A 22,681-nucleotide genomic window follows, 5' to 3' on the forward strand; every position below is an offset into this window, starting at 1 on the left:
TCACCCTGAGACCGCCCCGAGCGGGCCCTGGCGGGTCCCCGGCCCGTCACCCCAGGGTCGGCAGCGGGAAAGCGATCTTGAGGGCGTAGGCGGCGACCAGGCCGTAGCCGAGGCGGAACGTCCAGACGCGGGTGGTGTCGGAGATGCGGGTGCCGGCGAGGGCGCCGACGGCGACGAGGGTCTGCTGCCAGAGGAGCGAGGCCGCGCCGACGCCGAAGAGGAAGGCGGCTCCGGCCGCGCCGGTGCCGAGGCTCGCGCCCTGGGCGGTGGTGAGGGCGGCGAAGTAGAGGGCGGTGGTGGGGTTGAGGGCGGTGAGCCCGACGTACCGCGCGAACGCCTTGGCCGGCTGGGCCGGCGGAGCTGGTGGCTCGGCGGGGCCGGATGGTGTGGGCGGGGTCGGAGTGCCGGGGCTCCGCCCCGGACCCCGCTCCTCAAACGCCGGAGGGGCTGGATTCGACTTGGTGAGGCCGTGCGCGGCGATCGTCAGGAGGATGGCGGCCGAGGCGAGGCGGACCCAGGCTTCGATCGGGGAGACGTGGGAGGCCACCCAGGGGCCGAGTGCGGTGGCGAGGCCCGCGTAGGCGAGGTCCACCGCCGCGATGCCGGCGGCCGCGGCGGCCGCCGTGCGGCGGTGGCGCATCGCCTCCTGGAGCAGCAGCACGCTCATCGCGCCCATCGGCATCGCCACGCCCAGGCCCGCCACCGCGCCGCCCAGGGTGGGGGAGAGGAGTTCGGTCATGCCGAGAGGCTCCGGTGCCCGGGGCCGCGGACGCGGGCGAATATCGGGCCCGACTGCGAGAATCGCGGCATGGACCGCCTCGACAGGGAAATCCTCGGCATCTTGCAGGAGGATGCGCGGATCTCGTACCGGGACCTCGGCGTCCGCGTCGGCCTCAGTGCCAACGCCACCGCCGACCGGGTGCGCCGGATGCGCCGGGACGGGGTGATCCGCGGGTTCACCGTCGTCGTGGACCCGGCCGCCGACACCCGCGGCGGGCTCGTGGTCTTCATCGACCTCACGCTGCGCCAGGACACCACCAACGAGGAGTTCGAGCAGCGGGTCGCGAAGCTGCCGGGGATCACGGAGGTGGTGCACGTGACGGGGGAGTACGACTACCTCGTACGGGCCCGGGCCGCCGATCCGGCCGCGCTGGACACGTTGCTGCGGCGCCTCAAGCGGGAGGCCGGGGTCGCCCAGTCCAGCACCCGGATCGCGCTCCGCGCCGCCACCCGCCCGGCCCCGCGCTGACCCCCTGGGCGGGGGTGGGCCGAGCCGGGCTTCGTGGCGCGGCCCACCCACTTTGCGCACCCGGCCCCACCGAGCGCGGCGCAGCCGAAGCGGCCCGGGAGGGCTACAGCGCCGACTCCCACGTCACCGTCGTGCCCCGCGCGCCCGATTCCGTGCGGCCGTCGTCCGACACCGTGAGCCGTACCCGGGAGGCGACCGCGTCGACCTCCACGTCGATGGAGGCCACCTCCGAGCGCCGGTGCGCCGCCGCCAGCGCGCCGCGGAGCGCGGCGAGCAGGTCGCCGGCGACCGGTTCCGGGAGCAGCGCGTCCACCGCGCCCGCGAAGTGCACCGACGGCTGGAAGCCGAGCAGGACCGCCGCCCCGCCCGTCTCGCGCAGGACCCGGCCCCGGAAGGTCGTCGGGGCGTCGGACGGCGGCTGCTGGAGGGCGAAGATGGCCGTCCGGACCTCCTGGATGGTGGAATCCAGTTCGTCCACGGCGCGGCTCAGCTCCTCGCCGACGGTGTCCCCGCTCGGCGCGTTCGAGGAGCGCCGCCGGGTGGACTCCAGCATCATCTCCGTCGCGAACAGCCGCTGGACGACGAGGTCGTGCAGGTCCCGCGCGATCCGGTCGCGGTCCTCGTAGACCGCCAGCTGCTCACGGTCGTGCTGCGCGTCCGCCAGTACGAGGGCCAGCGCGGCCTGGGAGGCGAACTGCGAGGCCAGCAGCCGGTCCACGGCGTCGTACGCGGGCCCGCCGCGGGCCCGCGGCAGGGCGAGGGTGCCGATCAGCTGGCCGCCGCTCTGGAGCGGAAGCATCATGCTGGGGCCGAACCGCTCCCGGACGTGCGTGGTCATCCGGGGGTCGGTCGCCGAGTCCTCTATGAAGACCGGCTCGCCGCCCAGGAGTTGCTTCAGCACCGGGCTGCCCGGGGCGATCGCCGTACCGACCAGGTCCCCGGGGTCCCCGTGGGTGGAGGCGGCCACGATCTCCATGCCGCCCTCCGGCGTCGGCTGGAGCACCACCCCCGCCGCGGCGTCCGCGAGCAGCCGGGCCCGTTCGGCCACGCACATCAGCGCGTCCGCCGCCGGGCGGCCGGCCAGCAGGGTGGTGGTGACGGCGGCGGCGCCGTCGATCCACCGCTCCCGGCGGCGCGCGGTCTCGTACAGCCGGGCGTTGCCGATCGCTATCCCCGCCTGGGAGGCCAGGACCCGCAGCAGGGCGAGGTCCTCCTCGGTGAACGACCCGCCGCCGCGCTTCTCGGTGAGGTAGAGGTTGCCGAAGACCTGCGTGTGCACCCGGATCGGGACGCCCAGCAAGCTGCGCATCGGCGGGTGGCCCGGCGGGACGCCGACCGAGCGGGGGTCCTTCGTCAGGTCCTCCAGCAGCAGCGGGCGGGGGTCGCTGACGAGGGCGCCGAGCACCCCGGAACGGCCGTCGGGCAGGTGCGGGATCGCGGCCCGCTGCGCCTCGGTCATCCCGGCCGTGAACAGCTCGGTCAGCACGGAGCGCTCGGGGTCGACCACCCCGAGCGCTCCGTACCGCGCCGCGCACAGCTCGGTCGCCGAGTCCACGATGTGCTGGAGGGTGGTGCGCAGCTCCAGCTCGGAGCCGACGCTGAGCACCGCCTCCAGCAGCACGGGGAGGCTGGCGCCCTCCTCCTCGGGCTCCCCGGGAGCCCCGGCGGATTCGGGCCCCGGCCCGGTGTTCGTCATTCGGCCAGCGGGTTGAGGACCATGGGGGCGATCTTCCCTTCGAGCATCGCGCCGAGACCGAGCACGGCACACACGTCCGGCCGTTCCGCGATGGCGACGGGCATTCCGGTGGCGTCGCGCAGCATCTGGTCCAGCCCGGGCAGCAGGGCGCTGCCACCCACCATCATGATCCCCCGGTCCGTCAGGTCCGCGACCAGGTCGGGCGGGCAGTCCCGCAGCACCTTGCCGATGCCGTCGAGCACGGCGGTCAGCGGGGTGTGGATGGCGTCCCGTACGGCGGCGGTGTCCACGTGGACGGAGCGGGCCAGTCCGGTGGCGACGTCGCGGCCGTGGATCAGGGTGGAGGCGGGGCCGTCGCCGGTGATCCCGGCGCCGTGCAGGGCCAGCTGGAGCGGCCGGACGGCCTGGCTGGGCAGCATCAGCTCGTGCGCGTGGCGCAGGTGCTGGACGACGGCGTGGTCGATGGCCTCGCCGCCGACCGGGATCCGGACGGCGGTGACGATGGAGCCGAGGGAGAGGACGGCGACCTGGGTGGCCGCGGCCCCGCACACCATGATCATCGTCGCGGTCGGCTGCTCCACGGGCAGGCCGCAGCCGACGGCCGCCGCGATCAGGGTGTCGACGAGTTCGACGCGGCGGGCGCCGAGCCCGACGAGGGTCTCCACGGCCGCCCGCTGCGCGAGCGGGTCCGCGTCGTGCGGGGTGCAGGCGGCGGCCCGCAGCCGGGGCTTGCGGCGCAGGGCGCGGCGCAGCTTCTCGCCGAGCAGGTGGCGCAGCATGCGCTGGGCCATCTCGATGTCGACGACGGTGCCGCCGGAGACGGGGCGCACGACGCGGATGTAGTCGGGCGTGCGGCCGGTCATCCGTTCGGCGAAGGTCCCGACGGCGATGAGTGCGCCGGTCCGGGTGTTCACCGCGGCGACGCTGGGCTCGTCGACCACGAGGCCGGCGCCCTTGACGTACACGCGGGTCCTTGCCGCCCCCAGGTCGACGGCGACGTGGCAGCGGCGCAACTGCTCAAGACTGACGGTCACGGCAGATCCTCCCGAGAGCGCTGACGCAAGAAGACCGGCGAACTGCCGGTCGCTTTTCGTATCATCTCGGGCATTTGGGACTAACCGCCCGTTGGGTTGCTCCGGCCGGGGGGTGTGTCGCGGCTGCATGGGGGTGGATTTCTGTACCGACAGGCAGCACCATGCCCGCACCGCACGCGCTACTCGCGCGTAACAAGGTAAAGGGGACCCGATGCTGACGACCCGCCAGAGGTTGCTCGCGCTCCTGGCGCTCTGCCCGGCACTGCTCGCGCCCGCGGCGGCCCATGCCGCCGACCGGGGCACGGTCGCGGCCTCTGAGCAGGCGGCATCACGCAATCCGGTGGTCTTCGTGCACGGTTACAACGCCGACCCGGGCGTCTGGGGCGCCCTGCGCGGGGACCTGCGCGCCGCCGGATACGCCGACTCGGAGCTGTTCTCCTTCGGTTACGACACCCACCAGTCGGTCAACGAGGTGCTCTCCGGCCGGCTCGCCGCCTACGTCGAGGACGTCCGCAGGCAGACCGGTGCCGCCAAGGTCGACGTCGTCGCGCACTCCTTCGGCTCGCTGGTCAGCCGCTGGTACGTGAAGTTCGGCGGCGGCGGGGCCACCGTGGACCACTGGGTCTCGCTGGCCGGCCCCAACCGCGGCACCTCCACCGCGTGGGCCTGCGCCCTGTGGGACCAGGCGTGCCGGGACATGACCCCGGGGTCGTACGTGGTGAGGAACCTGAACGGCGGGGACGAGACCCCGGGCGCCGTGAAGTACGCGACCTTCTGGTCCAACTGCGACGAGGTCGTCAACCCGGACGACAGCGTCCCGCTGACCGGGGCGGCCAACACGCCGGTCGGCTGCCTGAAGCACAACGACCTCCTCGGCGACGACGGCACCTCGGCGGGCGTCCGGGCCTTCCTCGCCTCCTAGAGCGCGTCTTGTGGCGCGTCTTGTACGGACACCCGCTGGAGCAGGCCGTACGTGAACTCCGCCACGCAGCCCCGGCCCGCCGGTGCCTCGAAGGCGAGGCGCCAGCGGGTCGGGGCGGTGCCCTCCATCGGCCGCACCGGGGCGAAGGCCCGCGCCACCTCGTCCACCGTCGCCGACCAGGGCCGCAGATCGTCCGGCGAATCCAGTACGGGCCCGCGCGCGCCCGGGGCCCGTACCAGCCACTCGTTCCACACCGCCCCGTCCGGCGCGGCCAGCACCTCGAAGCGCAGGTCGGGCCAGAGCGGCACCGGCCACAGCAGGGCCTCGCACTCCAGATCGCCGATCGTGCGGCGCTCGGCGGACTCCGGCGGGCCCAGCACCGAGCGGTACCGGGCCAGGGCGCCGCGGGAGCGGGGTGAGCGCACCATGGCCTGCCAGCGCTTGTTGGCCTCGCGCTGGTCCGCCAGGGAGGCGCCGAGCCGGCGGCGGGCCTCGTCCGCGAGTTCCGGCTGGAAGTCGGCCATCCGCCGCAGAAGCACCAACTGAAAGGCGGCCGGGCCGAAGGTTGTCATGCGAGTAACGATTCCACACAGGATCCTTACGTTCCCGGGATCCGGATGTATCCGATCACCACGTAGCCTGCGGGCGCCATGAACTACTGCCCCGCCTGCCGGAGGCACCTCAACGGCGCACTCGCGTGCGCGGGGTGCGGAACCCCGGCCGAGTACCTGACCACCGCCCCGGACGCCGGGATGCCCGGCCCCGCGGTGCCGCCCGCCCCCGAACTGCCGACCGCGCTGGCCGACGTCTACGCCGACTCGCTCGTCACCCTGTCCGCCCCGAACGAGCGCAGGGCCGGCGCCCGCCGCCGTGCCGAACGCCGCCGGCGCAGCCGTACGACGCTGACCGTCGGGCTCGGGGTGCTGCTCGCGAGCGCGGCCTCGCTGGTGGTGGTCAATATGGTCGCGGACGGGGAGCGCAGCGACCGCGCCTCCACGGTGGTGCTGACCGACGACGGCCCGCAGCAGCCCGCCCCGCTGCCCGACCTGCCGACCTCCGGACCGCCCTCGGGCCCGTCCGGCAAGGCCACCGCGAAGGTCGCCGCCGGGCCCCCGAAGAAGTCCGGGACGGTGAGCCTCACGCCGGGTCCGAGTGCCCCGGCCCCCTCGCCCACGGTGTCGGGGTCGGCGTCCGGCACGCCCGGCCCGGGACGGTCCGGACAGCCGATGCCATCGGGGACGGCCTCGCCGAACCCTTCCGGCGGTGCGACGCAGCCGCCCCCGGCGCCTCCGACGCAGACGCCGAAGCCGAAGCCGACGAACGAGTGCGTGCTCTGGATCTTCTGCTGACCCGGCGGGTCAGCCCAGCATCCGCTTGAGCAGGTCCCGCAGCACGGACCGCTCGGCCGGGGACAGCCCGGCCAGCGGCTCGCGCGCGAAGTCCAGCGACTCGCGCAGCCGCTCCGCGGTCTGCCGGCCCTCCTCGGTGGGCGCGGCCAGCTTCACCCGGCGGTCCGCGGGGTCCGGGTGGCGCTCGACCAGGCCGCGGGTCTCCAGCCGGTCGACGATCCCCGTCACGTTCGAGGGCTCGCAGCGCAGCTTCTGCGCGATGCGGCGCATCGGCATCGGCTCCAGGGCGAGCATGGTGAGCACCTTGGCCTGCGCGCCGGTCAGCTGGTGGCTGGCGGCCGCGTGCTCGTACTCCATGTGGTACCGGGCCACGACGTCGCCGATGAGCTCGACGACCTCGACGGTCACTGGGTCTGTGCGACGACTGGGCATGGATCCAGCGTACCCATTTACTTGACAACATGAAATATCCAGGCGCATGGTTGTTTCACCTAGTGAAGCAATTCCGTTCTTACCAGGAGCGCCGCATGTCTGAGATCCCCGCCGTGAGCCGCGAGTGGCACCTCGTCCGTCGCCCGCAGGGCTGGCCCGTCGCCGAGGACTTCGCCCTGCGCGAGGTCCCCGTGTCGGCCGAGCCCGCCGCAGGCCGGATCCTCGTACGCAACCTCCACATGTCCGTGGACCCGTACATGCGCGGCCGGATGAACGACGTGAAGTCCTACATCCCGCCCTTCCAGCTCGACGAGCCGATGCAGGGCGGCGCGGTCGGCGAGGTCGTCGCCTCATCCGCCGAGGGCTTCGCCGTCGGCGACCACGTGCTGCACATGCTGGGGTGGCGCGAGTACGCGGAGCTCGACGCGCAGCACGCCACCAAGGTGGACGCCTCGCTCGCCCCGCTCTCCGCCTACCTCGGCGTGCTCGGCATGCCGGGCCTGACCGCCTACGCCGGCCTCTTCGAGGTCGCCTCCTTCAAGGAGGGCGACTCCGTCTTCGTCTCCGGCGCGGCCGGAGCCGTCGGCAGCCTCGTCGGCCAGTTCGCCAAGATCAAGGGCGCCTCCCGGGTGATCGGCTCCGCCGGCTCGGACGAGAAGGTGACGCTCCTCACGGAGAAGTACGGCTTCGACGCCGCCTTCAACTACAAGAACGGCCCCGTCGCCGAGCAGCTCCCCGCCTCCGCCCCCGAGGGCGTCGACGTCTACTTCGACAACGTCGGCGGCGACCACCTGGAGGCCGCGATCTCCTCGATGAAGGTGAACGGCCGCGCGACCCTGTGCGGCGCGATAGCCGGCTACAACGACACCGAGGCCGCGCCCGGCCCGCGCAACCTGATGCAGGTCATCGGCAAGCGGCTGCGGCTGCAGGGCATCCTCGTCAACGACCACGCCGGCCTCCAGCAGCAGTTCGTCCAGGACGTCGCCGGATGGCTGCGCTCCGGGGAGCTCCGGTACGACGAAACGGTCGTCGAGGGCGTGGAGAACGCGACCTCCGCGTTCCTCGGGATGCTGCGCGGCGAGAACACCGGAAAGATGATCGTTTCTTTCACCGGTTAGTCTCTCTGTACACCGTTGTGACCGTGGGCGCGAGTCGCGACGAATATCAGGAGGATTTTCTTACATGTCGATCCAGCAGTCCGACGTCGCGTACACCGCTGTCGCCACCGCCGAGAACGGCCGCGACGGCCGCGTCGCCACCAACGACGGTCAGCTCGACGTCGTCGTGAACCCGCCGAAGGAGCTCGGCGGCAGCGGCGCCGGCACCAACCCGGAGCAGCTGTTCGCCGCCGGCTACAGCGCCTGCTTCCAGGGCGCCCTCGGTGTCGTCGCGAAGAACGTGAACGCCGACATCTCCGGCTCCACCGTCACCGCCGAGGTCGGCATCGGCAAGAACGACGAGGGCTTCGGTCTGATCGTCAAGATCTCCGCCGTGATCCCGAACGTGGACGCCGCCACCGCCAAGGACCTGATCGAGAAGGCCCACGAGGTGTGCCCGTACTCGAAGGCCACCCGCGGCAACATCACCGTCGAGCTCGCCGTCTGATCCGGCACCGCTCGCCGAAGGCCGCACCCCGATGGGGTGCGGCCTTCGCCGTTTAAACTGGCCCCATGCGTGATCTTGCGGGGGGTTTCCGGTATCTGCTGGCCGGCCAGCGATGGGTGTTGCGGCACGGCCGCTGGCTGGGCTTCGGGCTGCTGCCCGGGCTGGTCTCACTCGTCCTGTACGCGGGCGCCCTCATCGGGCTCGGCTACGGCGCCGACGACTTCACGGCCTGGGCCACGCCCTTCGCCGACGGCTGGGGCTCGCCCTGGCTCGGCCTCTTCCGCGGCTTCCTGACCGCGCTGGTCTTCTGCCTGGGGCTGTTCCTCGCGGTGATCACCTTCACCGCCGTGACCCTGCTGATCGGCCAGCCCTTCTACGAGTCCCTCTCCGAGCAGGTCGACCGCAGCGAGGGCGGCGAGGCACCCGAGTCCGGGATGCCGCTCTGGCTGGAGCTGTGGGTCTCGGCCCGGGACAGCGTGAAGGTGCTCGGGCGGGTGGTCCTGTACGGGCTGGTGCTCTTCGCCCTCGGCTTCATCCCCGTGATCGGGCAGACCGTGGTCCCGGCGCTGGGCTTCTGCGTCTCCGGCTACTTCCTGACCCAGGAGCTCACCTCCGTCGCCCTCCAGCGCCGCAAGGTGGAACTGCCCGAGCGGCTGGCGCTGCTGCGCTCGCGGCGGATGCTGGTGCTGGGCTTCGGCGTGCCGCTGGTGCTGGCCTTCCTGGTGCCGCTGGTCGCGGTGTTCCTGATGCCCGGCGCGGTGGCGGGCGCCACGCTGATGGTGCGGGACCTCATGCGGGTCGACGAGGAGCCCTCCGAGGAGCCCTCCGGGGCCCCGGCCGCCGACGCTCCCGCCGGCTTCGGCCCGCCCCCGCCCGCGTACTCGTAGCTACCGCTTCAGCAGGGTGATCGCCCCGGCCGTGTCCTCCCCGCCGTGCGCGGCCGGGTCCGCGGTCAGCCGCGAGCGCATCAGCTCCAGGTACGGGGAGATCAGCTCGGCGCTCACCCCCTGCTCCTCGGCGGTGCGCAGCAGGGTGCCGCTGCCCGCGACCTGCATGGCCAGGTTGGAGACCACCCCACTGGTGAAGTCCCGGGAGGTCAGCCGCTCGGCGGCGTTCCCGATGAAGAAGCCCATCGCGCCCAGCCACTCGGACAGCAGCGGGGCCAGGTCCTCCGGCGCGATGTCCTCGCCCTCGGTCAGCGCGTAGGCGTGCGAGACGCCGGCGAACATCCCGTACATCGCGCTGAGCAGGGCCACGTCGTGCAGGGCGGCGTGCCCCGGGTCCTCGCCGACGAAGCGGGCCCCGGCCGGGACCTCCAGCGTCGCCCGGTGGGTGTCGAAGAGGGCGCGGGACCCGCTGTAGAAGACGTACCCGCCGGCTTCGGGGACCCCGATCATCGTCGGCGTGGCCATGATCCCGCCGTCCACGAACCGGGCCCCGCGCGCCTCCGCCCAGGCGGCCCGCGCGCGCCCCTCGGCCGGGGTGCCGGTGGTGAGGTTGACGATGTCCTTGCCGGTCAGGTCGATGCCGTCCAGGGCGGAGCCGACGCTGGCGTCGTCCAGCAGGCAGACCACGACGAGCCGGTTCGCGGCCACCGCCTCGGCGGGGCTCGCCGCGGTGACGGCTCCTTCGGCGGCCAGGACCTCTGCCTTGGCGGCGGTGCGGTTCCAGACGGTGGGACGGTGCCCGGCGGCGAGCCAGGTGCGGGCGAGCGCGGTGCCCATGTCGCCGAGTCCGAGCAGGGTGAGCGAGTTCTGAGGTGTGTTGTCGGTCATGCCGATTAGCCTGGTCGCAGGCCGCGAGGCGCTCAAGTACGCACTTCGGAGTGGGTGGTTACTCCGAGGTGAGCGAGCAGGTGGGAGGGGTGTGCGATGGCGGTGACACGAAGGCCCGGCGCCGATCACTGTGGGATCGCCGCGGCGATGTCCGTGATCGACGGCAAGTGGAAGGTGTCGCTCCTGTGGGAGCTGGAGCGCTGCCCGCGCCGCCGCTTCGGTGAACTGCGCCGGCTGGTCCCGGGCGTCTCGGAGAAGGTGCTCGCCGCCCAGCTGCGCGAGCTGGAGACGGACGGCATCGTGCACCGCGAGGTGTACGAGGAGGTCCCGCCGCGCGTCGAGTACTCCCTCACCCCGCTGGGCCAGGAACTGAACGAGGCCCTGGAGGCCCTCGGCGCGTGGGGCGCCAAGCACCTCCTGCCCGATTCGGCGTAGGAGGCGCGGGGATCAGCCCCGCGGCTGCACCCACAGGGCCTCGCCGACCGCGCACGGCTCTCCGCTGGCGGTGGCCAGGGCCGTGCCCACCGTGTACTTGCGGCCCGAGCTCGTCAGCAGCCAGGAGTACGAAACGAGCCCCTCGCCCACCGGCACCGGCCGCAGCAGCCGGGCGGTCAGCGAGGCCGTGACCGCACCGGCCGGCCGGCCGTCGAGCAGCCGCCCGGCCGCGTTCCCCGGGCAGTCCAGGGCGCCCCACACCAGCTCGTCCGGCAGCAGCCCGTCCGCGCCGGCGAGCTCCCGGCCGGGGGTCCAGGCGGTGGCCACCAGCTCCCGGCCCGGCACCGCTCCGCAGTGCAGGCGCAGCCCAGTGGCGGGCGTCCGGTCCAGGCCGCAGCCGAAGCAGTCGACCTGCCCTTCCGGCGGGGCCGCCCGGTAGGCCTCGGCCGCTGCCACGGCCTGCTCCCAGGAGGGCGCCCCGGGCGCGTCCGTCTCCAGGGGCGCCGCGGGCGTCGCCACGGCCAGCGGCAGCTCGCCGTCGGTCAGCTCGCAGCCGCCCTCGGGGGTCCCGGCGAGCCGGACCGGAGTCTCGGTGGGCACGGGGCGCCGGAAGTCCACCCGTACCGTCTTCGCGGTGGCCCGGCCGGCCAGCAGGCCCGCCACATAGCCGCCGTAGGCCACCCCCGGGTAGCCGTGCAGGTGTTCCGGAACCGTGATCGTCTCGAAGGCGAAAGCGCTCATGGGCTCAGCTCATCACATCGGCCGTCACCACGGACGGCGTACGGTCATCGGCCTCGGCCAGCAGTTCCCCGCCCGGGGCCCAGACGGCCGCGCCCCCGCAGCCGGTCCACGGGCCCGCCGGGCCGACGTGGTTGGCGAGGACCACGTACAGGCCGTGCTCCTTCGCGATCCCGGGGTGGACGGTGGCGCGCTCGCCGATCCCCTCGCCCGTCCCGTACAGGGAGCTCGCCAAGTGCACCCGGCAGCCGGAGGCCGCGCCCCGGCCGGGCAGCTCGGGGAAGTGGTTGTCGTAGCAGATCCCCAACGAGAAGCGGATCCCGCCGAGTTCGAAGCAGCCGTCGCCCTCGCCCGGCTGGAAGACGTCCTGCTCGTGCCGGTACAGGTGCTGCTTCTCGTACGTCGTCACGTGCGCGCCGTCCGCGTCGTGCACCAGCGTCGCGATGGCGGGTCGCGGGCCGCCCGTGGGCAGGGCGACGTTGACCGCGGTGGCGATCCCGGCGGAGCGCAGCGGGTCCAGCCGGGGGTCGTCGGCGCCCGTCCACAGCCCCGGGTCGGCGGCCAGCGCCGCCAACTCGTAGCCGGTCAGCGTGAACTCGGGGAAGACGACCAGCTCGGCGCCCTGCTCCCGGGCCCGGGCGGCCAGCGCGGCGGCCCGTGCGGCATTGGCGGGGACATCGGCGGGTACGCAGGCCAGCTGCGCTGCGGCGATCTTCACCGGCTCAGGATGCCAGCCCGGCGGCGGTCTCCTTCAGCAGGGCCAGGAAGGCCGCGGCCGCCGGGGAGGGGGAGGTCCCGTGCGGGGTGGCGGCGTACACCTGGCGGCGCGGGGTGTCGTCCGGATGCAGCGGGACGAGGACGAGGTCGGCCCGCGCGGAGGAGGCGGCGAGCTCGGGCACCAGGGTGACGCCGAGTCCGGCGGCGACGAAGCCCTGCTTGGCGATCCAGTCGGCGGCGAACAGGCCGGCGCGCGGGCGGAAGCCCCGGGCCAGCGCGGAGCGCATCAGGGTGTCCTCGGGGCGGGCGCCGCCGGTGATCCACTCCTCGTCGGCGAGCTCGGCCAGCCGCAGCGCGGCGCGGTCCGCGAACCGGTGCCCGCGCGGCAGGGCCACGTACATCCGCTCGTCCAGCAGGTGGTGCGGGGTGCAGCCCTGCGGCGGCTCCCCGGAGGTGTCGGCCACGACGGCGAGGTCGAGGTCCCCGGCGGCCAGCAGGGCCAGGTGCCGGGCGGAGAGGCCCTCGGTGCGGGTGACCTCGACGGCGGGGTGGCGGGCCCGGAACGCGGCCAGCGTGCGCGGCAGGAGCGCGGCGTCGGCGGTGGCGAAGGCGCCGATCCGCAGCCGGCCCGTGCCGAGGGTGCGCAGCGCGTCGAGCTCGGCGCGGGCGGCGCGCAGCCGCTCGCCGACGGCCTCGGCGTGCGGGAGCAGGATCCGGCCGGCCTCGGTGAGCCGGACCCCGCGCGGGAGGCGGTCGAAGAGCGGGGTGCCCCACTCGTCCTCCAGGGTCTGGATCTGCCGGGAGACCGCGGACTGGGTGTAGCCGAGGGAGCGGGCGGCGGCGGTGAAGGAGGCCAGCCGGGCCACGCGGAGGAAGACCTCGTACAGGCCGTGCGAACCGTGCGAGCAGGGCGATCCATGCGGAGTGGGCATGGCGACCATGCTAGACATTCGCTTGTCGCATGCCAGAGCGGGATCTAGCGTCGAGGCATGGAGCAGACGCAGACGCAGACGCAGGCGCAGTCCCGGACAGCGCAGAAGATCGCCTTCCTTGGCCTCGGGAACATGGGCGCCCCGATGGCCCGTCACCTGCTGGGCAGGGGCCACGCACTGACGGTGTGGAACCGGACGCCGGGCAGGGCGCGGAGCCTTCGGGAGGCCGGCGCGGCCGTCGCCGGCACCCCCGCCGAGGCGGTCCGGGGGGCGGACCTCGTCATCACGATGCTGGCCGACCCGGCGGCCCTGCGGGCCGTCGCCGAGGACGTGCTGCCCGCCCTGCGGCCCGGCGTCCACTGGATAGACACCTCGACGGTCGGCCCCGAGGCCGTGCACGAGCTGGCGGGCCGGCTGCCCGCGGGGGTGACCCTGACCGACGCGCCCGTGATGGGGAGCGTGGACCGGGCGGCCACGGGGGAGTTGTGGGTGCTCGCCGGGGGACCGCTGCCCGGCCAAGTCCGCACGGTGCTGGCCGAGCTCGGCCAGGTCACCGAGTGCGGCCCGGCCGGTGCGGGCGCCGCGCTCAAGCTGGTGCTGATCAACGCGGTGGTCGGCGGCGTCGGCCTGGTGTCCGAGGCGCTGCTGCTCGGCCGGGAGCTGGGCCTGCCCGAGGAGCTGGTCCGCGCCGAACTGGCCCGCGGGCCGCTGGCGGGCGCGGTGGCCCGCACGTTCGCGGACGCCTCCCACTTCCCGGTGGCCCTGGCCGCGAAGGACGTGGCCCTGGCGACCGGGCGGGCCCCGCTCCCGATCCTGGAGGCGGTGCGCGCCACCCTCACGGCCCGCCCGGACCTCGCCGGCCAGGACCTCTCCCGCATCCGCCCTTAGCTGGTGGGGGCCGGCCCGCCGGGGAGGTCGCCGCGGCCGCGGACGAGGGCGAGTTCCGTCAGGTTGAGGGCGGTCACCACGGCGGTCAGCAGCGCCAGGGCGCCCAGCGAGGGCAGCAGTACGGCCGCCGGCAGCAGGGCCAGGGTGGCCGCGGCGGTCACCAGCCGGGTCAGCGACCAGGACCGGAACAGGTGCCAGCGCGTGTACCCGAAGGTGGCGAGGTAGAGGGCGCAGCCCCCGTAGAGGAGGGCGGCCACGCCGAGCGGGAGCCGTTCGCCGGGGTGGGCGACGGCCTCGGCCATGCCGACGGCCACCGCGATGATCGAGGCGATCAGCGAGAGGTGGCCGTACGAGAGGACCTGCCGGGCCACGTCCGCCCGTACGTCCGCGGTCTCCAGCCCGTGCCGGACCGCGCCCGCGGCCAGGTGGAAGTACACCCACCACAGGCTGCAGACCAGTACGAACGCCATCGCGACGGCCGCGAGCGAGCCGGCCCCGAGCGTCGGGGCGGAGGCCACCGGGGCGCCGACCGCCACGATCGACTCGCCCAGCGCGATCATCACGAACAGGCCGAACCGCTCCGCGAGATGGCCCGAGTCGAAGTCCAGGCGCATCATGTTGCGGCGCGTCAGCCGGGGCGCGGCCAGGTCCACGGCGGCGGCCAGCGCCCACAGCCCCGTCCGGGCCCCTCCGTCGAGGAACCCGCCGGCCAGCAGCAGCGGGCCGCTGATCAGCACCGACAGGATCGCCGGAGTCACCTTGGGGCGCCCTCGGCCGCCGTGAGCCAGCGCCGCGAGGAGCAGGCGGGCGCAGAAGTAGGCCCCGGCGAACAGCGGTCCGCGGTCCCCGAAGGCGTCGGGCAGGGCCAGGGCCATCATCAGGCCGCAGAGCCCGGCGCCGAAGAGCGCGAGCCGGTTCAGCGGCCGGTCCGCGTCATGGGTGTTGGAGTACACGGTGTTGCCGACCCACACCCAGTAGATGGGGACGAAGGCGATCACCGCCCGTCCGGTGCCGCTCCAGCCGTGGTCGTGGTGCAGCAGCGCCGAGACCTGGGTCACGGCGAACACCAGCACGAGGTCGAAGAACAGCTCCGACCACGCGACCTTCTTTTCCGTCTCCATCCCGAACTCCCCCCGGTAGGCCGTCGGGAGAAGGATGCACGGGCGGATCGCGCGGCCGTGCGCCGGGGCCCCGCATCAGGGCCCCGGCGTTCCTCCGGCCCGGTCCGTCAGGCGGGGACGGCCACGGACTCGATCACGACGTGGTGGTCGGAGAAGGCCGAGTCGGCCACCGCGCACCAGCGCCGGGTCTCACTGCTGAAGAGGTAGTCGATCTTCACGCCGGAGCCGTGGGTGGCCCGGCCGGTGCGCGAGGCGCCCGTCTGGTCGCACTCCTGGTAGCCCTCGGTGCCCGGACCGGTGGAGTAGAGGCCGGCGGGCCACACCCAGGCGTCCTTGTTGTTCGGGTCGTCCGGGGGCAGCGCGTTGAAGTCCCCGCCGAAGACCGTCCTGGGGAAGGTGCTCGCGATGGCCTTGATCTCCGCGAGCTGGTCGTCGCGATAGTCCCAGGTCGGGTGGTCCGGGTTGCTGCCCAGGGGCGAGAGGTGGACGTTGCACAGCCGGACGTTCCAGTACACCGCCGTCGCGCACTGGAAGGGCCGCTGCTGGCCGACGTACGGCTGTGTCAGCGGGTACTCCCGGGCGTCCGCCAGCTGGCCCTTGAGCACGATCGCCGTCCCGATGCGGTCGGCCCGCCCGGTGTCCTCACCGCAGCGGCTGTTCCACTTGCCGGAAGCGCCCTGGGACCACTGGTACGGGGCGAAGCTCTTGCTCCACTCCGGGCCCAACTGGGCCATCAGCTCGGTGAGATCGTCCTCGCACACTTCCTGGAGGAGCGCGGCGTGGACGTAGTTGTTCTGCACGTGGTACTTGACCACGTCGATCTTCTGCTGAGGCGTGCCGGTCCCCTCGCAGTGCCAGGTGGAGCGCTGCGAGCCGCACATGTTCCACGACATGACCTGGAGGTTCTTCGCCGTGGCGTACCCGGCCTCGGGCCAGGTGCGTACGGCCTCGGGCCAGTCGCTTACGGCCTCGGCGGCCGCGGCCGAGGGCGTGCCGAGCGCTGCGGCCAGCAGCAGCGCGGTCACCGCCCCGGCGATCTTCTTCATCGGTCCCGACATTCCCACGGACCTGCCGCCCCTCGTCCTCGGTTCGTATGGACGATCAAGGTATCCGCCGGTCCGGCGCCGGTCACGGGCGGGTCTCGGGGCCCCGCAACAAGGTGAGGAAGGAGCGGAACGCGGCCGGCATGTCCACCGCTTCGGGGGCCAGGAGCCACTGGTACTGCAGGCCGTCCATGACCGCCGTCAGCAGCGGGGCCGCCTGCTCCGGGGTGAGGCCCGACGGGAGGCGCTCGCCGAACTCGGCGCGCAGCATCGCCGCCATCTCCACGCGGACCTGCTGGTAGCGCTCGGTGAAGAACGCGCGGGCCGGATGCCCCTCGGTGACGCTCTCGCCGAGCAGTGCCGAGAAGGTCTGCACGATGCCCGGGCGCATGGCGTTGTACTCGACCAGCGAGTCCAGCAGGTCCAGGCGCCAGCTGCCTGCCGCGGCGCGCGAGCCGCCGCCCGTGTCCCACCGGTCGCGCTCCTCCAGCACCGCGACCAGCAGGGCCTCCTTGGTCGGGAAGTAGTGCAGCAGCCCCTGCTGGGTCAGGCCCACGCGCTCGGCGACCGTGCCGAGGGACGCGCCCCGGTAGCCGCGCTCCGCGATCACTTCGAGCGCCGCGAGGACGATCTCCTCGCGGCGCTCCTCGCTCCTGGCTCGGACCATCGCCCCGCACCCCTTCCCTTCGCCGCCTTCAGCAGGACCGTACGTCATCCCCACATCACGAACACATTACGAACCCTACCGCTCTACAGGGAACGGGTCCACGATGGGGGCACCGCACAGCACCCGCACCGCACTCAACGAGGAGGCACGGCCGTGACCGATGCCGATCAGGCCCGCGAGCAGATCCGTGAAGACGCCGTGGAAGCGGCTCTGGACAAGCTGGATCTCGACACCAAGGCCCGCCTGCTTTCCGGCCAGGACATGTGGTCCCTGCCCGCGATCCCCGAGATCGGGCTGGAGTCGATCGTCATGTCCGACGGCCCCATCGGGGTGCGCGGCGTGCGCTGGACCGCCGACGACCCGTCCATCGCCCTGCCCTCGCCCACCGCGCTCGCCGCCGCCTGGGACCCGGCGCTGGCCCGCCGGGCCGGCCGGCTCCTCGCCCAGGAGGCCCGCCGCAAGGGCGTCCACGTCCTCCTCGCCCCCACGGTCAACCTGCACCGCTCCCCGCTCGGCGGCCGGCACTTCGAGTGCTACTCCGAGGACCCCTACCTCACCGGCGCCATCGGCACCGGCTACGTCAGCGGCGTCCAGGACGGCGGCGTCGGCACCACCGTCAAGCACTTCGTCGGCAACGACGCCGAGACCGAGCGGTTCACCGTCGACAGCGTCATCGCCCCGCGCCCGCTGCGCGAGCTGTACCTGGCGCCCTTCGAGGCCATCGTCGCCAACGCCCACCCGTGGGGCATCATGACCGCCTACAACCGGGTCAACGGCACGACGATGACCGAGCACCAGTACCTGGTCAACGACGTCCTGCGCGCCGAGTGGGGCTTCGACGGCTACAACGTGTCCGACTGGATGGCCGCCCGCTCCACCAGTGGGGACATCCTCGGCGGCATGGACGTGGCCATGCCCGGCCCGCAGACCGTCTACGGACCCGCCCTCGCCGAAGCCGTGCGCGCCGGGGAGGTCCCCGAGTCCGCCGTCGACACGGCCGTCCGCAACGTACTGCGCCTCGCGGCCCGCGTCGGCGCCCTGGAAGGCGCCCCCGCCGTGGTCGGCGAGGCGCCCGCACCGATCGACGGCCAGGAACTGGCCCGCGAACTCGCCGTCCGCGGCTTCGTCCTCGTGCGCAACGAGAACGGTGCGCTGCCGCTCGACGCCGCCGCCGGCCGCACCGTCGCCCTCATCGGCGCCGCGGCCCGCGACGCCCGCGTCCTCGGCGGCGGCTCCGCCACCGTCTTTCCCGAGCGGATCGTCTCCCCGCTCGACGGCCTCACCGCCGCCCTCCCCGAAGGGGCGCTCACCTACACCATCGGCGCCGACCCCTCGGACGAACTCACCCCCGCCGGCCAGGGCTTCGAGCTGCGCGCCGTCTGCCGCGACGCCTCCGGCGCCGTCCTCGGCGAAGGCAGCCTGCCCTCGGGCCAGGTCCAGTGGATCGGCGACGACCTGCCCGAGGGCGCCTCGTACGAGACCATGGCGAGCATCGAGGTCACCGGAACGTTCCTGCCGCGCGAGAACGGCGAACACGCCTTCGGCACCCGCGGGCTCGGCGCCTTCACCCTCACCGTCGGCGGCGAGACCCTGTGGGAGGGCGTCCAGGAACTGGGCAGCGAGGCCGACCCCTTCGAGGCCTTCTTCGGCGCGCCCAGCGAGCGGGGCCGGGTCACCCTCACCGAGGGCGAACCGGTCGAGGTGTCGCTGACCTACCAGGTCCCCGACACGACCGCCCTGCCGCTCAAGGCCATCATGTTCTCCCTGCTCCACCTCGGCCCGCAGCGCGAGGCCGACGAGCTGATCGCCGAGGCCGTGGCGGCCGCCCGAGCCGCCGACACCGCCGTCGTGGTCGTCGCCACCACCGAGCGCGTGGAGTCCGAGGGCTTCGACCGCAAGGACCTGGAGCTGCCGGGCCGTCAGAACGACCTGGTCCGCGCCGTCGCCGCCGCCAACCCCCACACCGTCGTCGTGGTCAACGCCGGCTCCCCGGTCGAGCTGCCGTGGCGCGACGAGGTCGCCGCCGTGCTCCTGACCTGGTTCCCCGGACAGGAGGGCGGGGCCGCGCTGGCCGACGTACTCCTCGGGAAGGAGGAGCCGGGCGGGCGGCTGCCCACCACCTGGCCCGCCCGGTTCGCCGACGCGCCCGTCACCGAGGTCGTCCCCACCGACGGGCGCCTGGAGTACACCGAGGGGCTGTTCATCGGCTACCGGGCCTACGAGGCCCAGTCGGTCGAGCCCGCCTTCCCCTTCGGGCACGGCCTCGGCTACACCGACTGGGCGTACGAGTCCCTGGAGGCCACCGCCGACACGGTCCGCGTCCGCCTCACGAACACCGGCACCCGGCCGGGCCGCGAGGTCGTGCAGGTCTACCTCGCCCCGGTCGACACTGCGTCCGACAGCGCGCAGAGCGCGACCGTGGAGCGCCCGGCGAGCTGGCTGGCCGCCTTCGCGGGCGTCGAGGCGGGCCCCGGCGAGAGCGTCGAGACCGAGATCGCCCTGCCCGCCCGGGCCTTCGAGATCTGGGACGAGGAAGTCCGCGGCTGGCGGCGGATCGGCGGCGCCTACGAGGTCCGCGCGAGCCACTCGCACGGAGACACGCGGCTGACGGCGACGCTCGACCTCGCGTGACACGCTGACACACCGTATGGCCGGAAATCACCCCTGTCGGGGCCGGTGAGAAGCCGGACCGGGGGAGGGTCCTGACCCCCTTCCCCGGTCCTTCGCGCATATGAGCGTCAACGCGGCGGTTCGGCCGCCGTCACCTGTCGGTGCGCCAGTTCCGCGAGCCGCGCCTGCCCGTCCTTGCCCGGGTGGAACCAGTCCCAGCGGCTCAACTGATCCGCCGAGAAGGGGTACTGGAACACCGCGCCGCCGTCGTAACGGCACAGCGCGTCCTTCGCGCAGACCTCGCGCAGCACCTCGTTGTACTCCACCACCCGCGCCCGCACCTGCTCCCGCCGGGCCGTCGCGCCCGTCCCCGCCGCCAGCGGATCGGCGAGCATCGACTGACAGATGCCCAGCTTCCAGATCTGCCGGACCATCGGGCTGTCCTTGCCCTGCTCCCACAGCCGCTGGAGGTCAGGCACGCTGGAGACGTACACCTGGGAGGCCGGCGAGGCGGCCCTCAGACCCGCCAGGGCCTTCTCGAAACCGGCCCGGAAATCCGCCACCGGAGTCATCGACGAAGCCGTGGGCCGGCAGGCGTCGTTGGAGCCCACCATGACCGTGACCAGCTCGGGCTTGTGCCCGGCCGCGCCGGCCAGCTGCGCCGGCAGGTCCGCCATGCGCGAGCCGGTCACCGCGTAGTTCCAGCTGCGCGCGGGCGCCTCGGCGTCCCCGATGAGGCGCGTGGCCAGGGACCGCACCGCCGGGTCGTTGCCCGTGGCCCAGGAGACCTCGGGGCAGTCGGCCAGGACCGAACAGGCGTCGAAACCACGGGTGATCGAGTCGCCCACCGCCGCGATGGAGGCGGGCGCCGTGTTCCAGCGCGGCGCGGCCTGCGCGCCCTGGCCGCCCTCGTCGCCCGACCCGCCCGAGCTGCACCCGGTGATCGCCCCGGCCAGCAGCGCGGCCGCCGCGCCCGCGCCCGCGATTGCGCGGCGCGCGCGTCGGCGTGCGGGGGTGGTGCGCATGGGTGGGTCCCCTCCTCGTCGCCCCGCGTGCCCCGGGGGGTCCTGCTGAGTGAAAGCTCTGTGTTTACGGGCCTCGGAGCGACCGTACGTCACACCATGACCCCTGGCGCACGGTAGCTTTTTCCCGTGGCGTTTCGGCCGCAGGTCCCGTAGCGCAATGTCAAATAATTTCCGTTACATTACATCACGTCACATACTGTCCGTTTTCTGGAGTTTATTCCCGACCTCGTCCTACACTGGAGGTCCAGGTGACGACACGTGGAGTTCTGTACGTGCATTCCGCACCGCGCGCGCTCTGCCCGCACGTGGAATGGGCTGTTGCGGGCGTGCTCGGGGTGCGGGTGAACCTCGACTGGATCCGGCAGCCCGCCTCCCCCGGCACCTGGAGAGCCGAGTTCTCCTGGCAGGCCGAAGCGGGCACCGCCTCGAAGCTCGCCTCCGCACTGCGCGGCTGGCACCTGCTGCGCTTCGAGGTGACCGCGGAGCCCTGCCCGACCTCCGAGGGCGAGCGCTACAGCTCCACCCCGGAACTGGGCATCTTCCACGCCGTCACCGGCATGCACGGCGACATCCTGATCCCGGAGGACCGGCTGCGCGCCGCCCTCGCCCGGTCCGCCCGCGGCGAGACCGACCTGGAGGCGGAGATCGCCAAGCTGCTCGGCAAGCCCTGGGACGACGAACTGGAGCCCTTCCGCTACGCGGGCGAGGGCGCCCCGGTCCGCTGGCTCCACCAGGTCGTGTAACCCGGACAACGTGAAGGGCCCCTCCCGGCAGATGCCGGGAGGGGCCCTTCACGTTGTCCGTCAGACGCTTCGGAAGGCGAGGGTCACGTTGTGACCGCCGAAGCCGAAGGAGTTGTTGATCGCGGAGATCGGGCCGTCGGCCGGCAGCTTGCGCGGCTCGTCGCGGACGATGTCCGCGTCGATGTCCTCGTCCAGGTCGTCGCAGTTGATCGTCGGCGGGGCCAGCCGGTGGTACAGCGCCAGCACGGTCGCCACGGTCTCGATGCCGCCGGCGCCACCGAGCAGGTGACCGGTCATCGACTTCGTCGCGGAGATCGCGATGTGGTCGAGGTCGTCGCCCAGCACCTTGCGCAGGGCCTTCAGCTCGGCCGTGTCACCCTGCGGGGTCGACGTGGCGTGCGCGTTCACGTGGACCAGCTCGGCCGGGTCGAGACCCGTGTTGTCGAGCAGGTTCTGCACGGCGGCCGCGACACCGCGGCCCGTCGGCTCCGGCTGCGCGATGTGGTGGCTGTCCGCGGACAGGCCCTGGCCCAGCACCTCGCAGTAGACCCGGGCGCCACGCGCGGCGGCGTGCTCGGCGGACTCGAGGATCACGACGCCCGCGCCCTCGCCCAGGACGAAGCCGTCACGGGCCTTGTCGTACGGGCGGGAGGCCGTGGTCGGGTTCTCGTTGTTCTTGGACATCGCCATCATGTTGGCGAACGCGGCGATCGGCAGCGGGTGGATCGCCGCCTCGGTGCCGCCCGCGACGACCACGTCGGCACGGCCGGTACGGATCATCTCGACGGCGTAGCCGATGGCCTCGGCGCCGGAGGCGCAGGCGCTGACCGGAGTGTGCACGCCCGCACGGGCGTTGACCTCCAGGCCGACGTTGGCCGAGGGGCCGTTCGGCATCAGCATGGGGACGGTGTGCGGGGAGACCCGGCGCACACCCTTCTCCTTCAGTACGTCGTACTGGTCGAGCAGGGTCGTCACGCCGCCGATGCCGGAGGCGATGACGGTGCCCAGGCGCTCGGGGACGATGGACTCGTCCTCGCCGGCCGGGGCGGTGTAACCCGCGTCGGCCCAGGCCTCACGGGCCGCGATGACGGCGAACTGCGCCGAGCGGTCCAGCTTGCGGGCCAGCGGGCGGGGCAGGACCTCGCTCGGGTCCACGGCGACCGGGGCGGCGATGCGGACCGGGAGTTCGGCGAAGCGCTCACCCTCGAGGGGCTTCACGCCGGAACGGCCGGCAAGCAGACCTTCCCAGGTCGAAGCGCTGTCGCCACCCAGCGGAGTGGTTGCGCCGATACCGGTGACGACCACGGTGCGATTGGTCGGGCTCACAGGAATTCTTTCTCCACGTCTCAGGGGGTGCTGAATTGTCACGGCGCCACCGCCGGGTGGCGACAAACGCTCGTCAGGCTCAGGCCTGGTGCTTCAGGATGTAGTCCGCGGCGTCGCCGACCGACTTGAGGTTCTTGACGTCCTCGTCCGGGATCTTGACGTCGAAGCGCTCTTCGGCGGCGACGACGACCTCGACCATGGACAGCGAGTCGACGTCCAGGTCGTCGGTGAAGGACTTGCCGGCCTCGACGTCCTCGACGGGGATGCCCGCGATCTCGTTGACGATCTCCGCGAGACCCTCGATGATCTCTTCCTGCGTGGCGGCCATGTGGCGCTCCTTCTATAGCTACTGAGTGGAACAGGGCGGGAAAGGA

25 protein-coding genes are annotated in these 22,681 nt (G+C 73.2%); 10 read left to right on the top strand and 15 right to left on the bottom strand.

All coding sequences use genetic code 11. From position 1 onward, the window contains the following. Positions 1–46: 46 nt before the first annotated feature. A complete protein-coding gene (locus AB0O21_RS22200) occupies positions 47–739 on the bottom strand; it encodes a LysE family transporter (protein ID WP_365172966.1) in 693 nt (230 codons plus the stop codon). Between the two features lie 69 nt (positions 740–808). On the opposite strand from AB0O21_RS22200, the gene AB0O21_RS22205 reads away from it, so the two are divergent. Continuing rightward, complete coding sequence (locus AB0O21_RS22205) at positions 809–1,249, top strand: Lrp/AsnC family transcriptional regulator (protein WP_365172967.1); 441 nt, start codon at positions 809–811, stop codon at positions 1,247–1,249. 103 nt (positions 1,250–1,352) lie between these two features. Here the strand turns inward: AB0O21_RS22205 and AB0O21_RS22210 are convergent, their stop codons facing one another. Together AB0O21_RS22210 and AB0O21_RS22215 are read right to left on the bottom strand one after the other, a co-directional pair. Then, entirely contained in the window at positions 1,353–2,945 is a 1,593-nt protein-coding gene (locus AB0O21_RS22210; RefSeq protein WP_365172969.1) for a GAF domain-containing protein, read from the bottom strand. Further along, positions 2,942–3,979 carry a rod shape-determining protein gene (locus AB0O21_RS22215; RefSeq protein WP_365172971.1) on the bottom strand — a complete coding sequence of 346 codons (1,038 nt, stop codon included), beginning with the start codon at positions 3,977–3,979 and terminating at the stop codon, positions 2,942–2,944. Before AB0O21_RS22215 ends, AB0O21_RS22210 begins: the two co-directional genes overlap by 4 nt. 211 nt (positions 3,980–4,190) lie before the next feature. Here AB0O21_RS22215 and AB0O21_RS22220 point away from each other — a divergent pair, with 211 nt between their 5' ends. Further along, complete coding sequence (locus AB0O21_RS22220; protein ID WP_365172973.1) at positions 4,191–4,901, top strand: triacylglycerol lipase; 711 nt, start codon at positions 4,191–4,193, stop codon at positions 4,899–4,901. Here AB0O21_RS22220 and AB0O21_RS22225 read toward each other — a convergent pair. After that, positions 4,898–5,473, bottom strand: coding sequence for a hypothetical protein (locus tag AB0O21_RS22225; RefSeq protein ID WP_365172974.1), 576 nt, complete (start codon positions 5,471–5,473; stop codon positions 4,898–4,900). The two genes, AB0O21_RS22220 and AB0O21_RS22225, sit on opposite strands and share 4 nt — an antisense overlap. Positions 5,474–5,551: 78 nt before the next feature. On the opposite strand from AB0O21_RS22225, the gene AB0O21_RS22230 reads away from it, so the two are divergent. Next, on the top strand, positions 5,552–6,250 hold the full coding sequence (locus tag AB0O21_RS22230; protein ID WP_365172975.1) for a hypothetical protein: 699 nt from the start codon (positions 5,552–5,554) through the stop codon (positions 6,248–6,250). A gap of 9 nt (positions 6,251–6,259) precedes the next feature. On the opposite strand, the gene AB0O21_RS22235 is transcribed toward AB0O21_RS22230, so the two are convergent. Next, a complete protein-coding gene (locus tag AB0O21_RS22235) occupies positions 6,260–6,682 on the bottom strand; it encodes a MarR family transcriptional regulator (protein WP_365172976.1) in 423 nt (140 codons plus the stop codon). Positions 6,683–6,777: 95 nt separating this feature from the next. On the opposite strand from AB0O21_RS22235, the gene AB0O21_RS22240 reads away from it, so the two are divergent. The 3 genes from AB0O21_RS22240 (at position 6,778) to AB0O21_RS22250 (ending at position 9,174) form a co-directional block, all read left to right on the top strand. Further along, the gene (locus AB0O21_RS22240; RefSeq protein WP_365172977.1) at positions 6,778–7,800 is read left to right on the top strand and encodes an NADP-dependent oxidoreductase; all 1,023 of its coding nucleotides are present in this window, start codon (positions 6,778–6,780) and stop codon (positions 7,798–7,800) included. A gap of 64 nt (positions 7,801–7,864) precedes the next feature. Continuing rightward, positions 7,865–8,287 carry an organic hydroperoxide resistance protein gene (locus tag AB0O21_RS22245; protein ID WP_030011104.1) on the top strand — a complete coding sequence of 141 codons (423 nt, stop codon included), beginning with the start codon at positions 7,865–7,867 and terminating at the stop codon, positions 8,285–8,287. Between the two features lie 65 nt (positions 8,288–8,352). Then, positions 8,353–9,174 carry an EI24 domain-containing protein gene (locus AB0O21_RS22250; RefSeq protein WP_365172978.1) on the top strand — a complete coding sequence of 274 codons (822 nt, stop codon included), beginning with the start codon at positions 8,353–8,355 and terminating at the stop codon, positions 9,172–9,174. Here the strand turns inward: AB0O21_RS22250 and AB0O21_RS22255 are convergent, their stop codons facing one another. Continuing rightward, positions 9,175–10,062 (bottom strand): NAD(P)-binding domain-containing protein, encoded by an 888-nt coding sequence (locus AB0O21_RS22255; RefSeq protein ID WP_365172979.1) that lies wholly within the window; start codon positions 10,060–10,062, stop codon positions 9,175–9,177. Positions 10,063–10,158: 96 nt separating this feature from the next. Between AB0O21_RS22255 and AB0O21_RS22260 the strand changes: the two genes are divergently transcribed. Next, a complete protein-coding gene (locus AB0O21_RS22260) occupies positions 10,159–10,497 on the top strand; it encodes a helix-turn-helix domain-containing protein (protein ID WP_365172980.1) in 339 nt (112 codons plus the stop codon). A 12-nt stretch (positions 10,498–10,509) separates the two neighbouring features. Here the strand turns inward: AB0O21_RS22260 and AB0O21_RS22265 are convergent, their stop codons facing one another. From AB0O21_RS22265 to AB0O21_RS22275, 3 genes are read right to left on the bottom strand one after another with little or no spacing between them, the layout of a single operon-like run. Continuing rightward, on the bottom strand, positions 10,510–11,238 hold the full coding sequence (locus AB0O21_RS22265; protein WP_365172981.1) for a hotdog fold domain-containing protein: 729 nt from the start codon (positions 11,236–11,238) through the stop codon (positions 10,510–10,512). 4 nt (positions 11,239–11,242) lie between these two features. Continuing rightward, positions 11,243–11,953, bottom strand: a complete 711-nt coding sequence (locus tag AB0O21_RS22270; RefSeq protein WP_365172982.1) for a carbon-nitrogen hydrolase family protein — start codon at positions 11,951–11,953, stop codon at positions 11,243–11,245. Between the two features lie 4 nt (positions 11,954–11,957). Further along, complete coding sequence (locus AB0O21_RS22275) at positions 11,958–12,884, bottom strand: LysR substrate-binding domain-containing protein (protein WP_365172983.1); 927 nt, start codon at positions 12,882–12,884, stop codon at positions 11,958–11,960. Between the two features lie 57 nt (positions 12,885–12,941). Here AB0O21_RS22275 and AB0O21_RS22280 point away from each other — a divergent pair, with 57 nt between their 5' ends. Next, positions 12,942–13,772 carry an NAD(P)-dependent oxidoreductase gene (locus AB0O21_RS22280; protein ID WP_365172984.1) on the top strand — a complete coding sequence of 277 codons (831 nt, stop codon included), beginning with the start codon at positions 12,942–12,944 and terminating at the stop codon, positions 13,770–13,772. Here AB0O21_RS22280 and AB0O21_RS22285 read toward each other — a convergent pair. The 3 genes from AB0O21_RS22285 to AB0O21_RS22295 form a co-directional block, all read right to left on the bottom strand. Beyond that, complete coding sequence (locus AB0O21_RS22285) at positions 13,769–14,893, bottom strand: low temperature requirement protein A (protein ID WP_365172985.1); 1,125 nt, start codon at positions 14,891–14,893, stop codon at positions 13,769–13,771. The two genes, AB0O21_RS22280 and AB0O21_RS22285, sit on opposite strands and share 4 nt — an antisense overlap. Before the next feature lie 107 nt (positions 14,894–15,000). Beyond that, a complete protein-coding gene (locus AB0O21_RS22290; protein ID WP_365172986.1) occupies positions 15,001–15,939 on the bottom strand; it encodes an endonuclease/exonuclease/phosphatase family protein in 939 nt (312 codons plus the stop codon). A gap of 82 nt (positions 15,940–16,021) precedes the next feature. Next, complete coding sequence (locus tag AB0O21_RS22295; protein WP_365172988.1) at positions 16,022–16,603, bottom strand: TetR/AcrR family transcriptional regulator; 582 nt, start codon at positions 16,601–16,603, stop codon at positions 16,022–16,024. Between the two features lie 153 nt (positions 16,604–16,756). On the opposite strand from AB0O21_RS22295, the gene AB0O21_RS22300 reads away from it, so the two are divergent. After that, entirely contained in the window at positions 16,757–19,234 is a 2,478-nt protein-coding gene (locus tag AB0O21_RS22300; protein WP_365172990.1) for a glycoside hydrolase family 3 C-terminal domain-containing protein, read from the top strand. A 107-nt stretch (positions 19,235–19,341) separates the two neighbouring features. Here the strand turns inward: AB0O21_RS22300 and AB0O21_RS22305 are convergent, their stop codons facing one another. Beyond that, positions 19,342–20,238 carry an SGNH/GDSL hydrolase family protein gene (locus AB0O21_RS22305; RefSeq protein WP_365172992.1) on the bottom strand — a complete coding sequence of 299 codons (897 nt, stop codon included), beginning with the start codon at positions 20,236–20,238 and terminating at the stop codon, positions 19,342–19,344. Between the two features lie 248 nt (positions 20,239–20,486). Here AB0O21_RS22305 and AB0O21_RS22310 point away from each other — a divergent pair, with 248 nt between their 5' ends. Further along, positions 20,487–20,981, top strand: coding sequence for a DUF3145 domain-containing protein (locus AB0O21_RS22310; protein ID WP_031150765.1), 495 nt, complete (start codon positions 20,487–20,489; stop codon positions 20,979–20,981). Positions 20,982–21,041: 60 nt separating this feature from the next. Here the strand turns inward: AB0O21_RS22310 and fabF are convergent, their stop codons facing one another. Beyond that, entirely contained in the window at positions 21,042–22,307 is a 1,266-nt protein-coding gene (fabF, locus tag AB0O21_RS22315; RefSeq protein ID WP_365172993.1) for a beta-ketoacyl-ACP synthase II, read from the bottom strand. A gap of 79 nt (positions 22,308–22,386) precedes the next feature. Further along, positions 22,387–22,635, bottom strand: coding sequence for an acyl carrier protein (locus AB0O21_RS22320; RefSeq protein ID WP_365172995.1), 249 nt, complete (start codon positions 22,633–22,635; stop codon positions 22,387–22,389). Between the last annotated feature and the right edge of the window lie 46 nt (positions 22,636–22,681).

Origin of the sequence: Streptomyces sp. NPDC091371 (assembly GCF_040684275.1) — a bacterium.
Classification (GTDB): domain Bacteria; phylum Actinomycetota; class Actinomycetes; order Streptomycetales; family Streptomycetaceae; genus Streptomyces.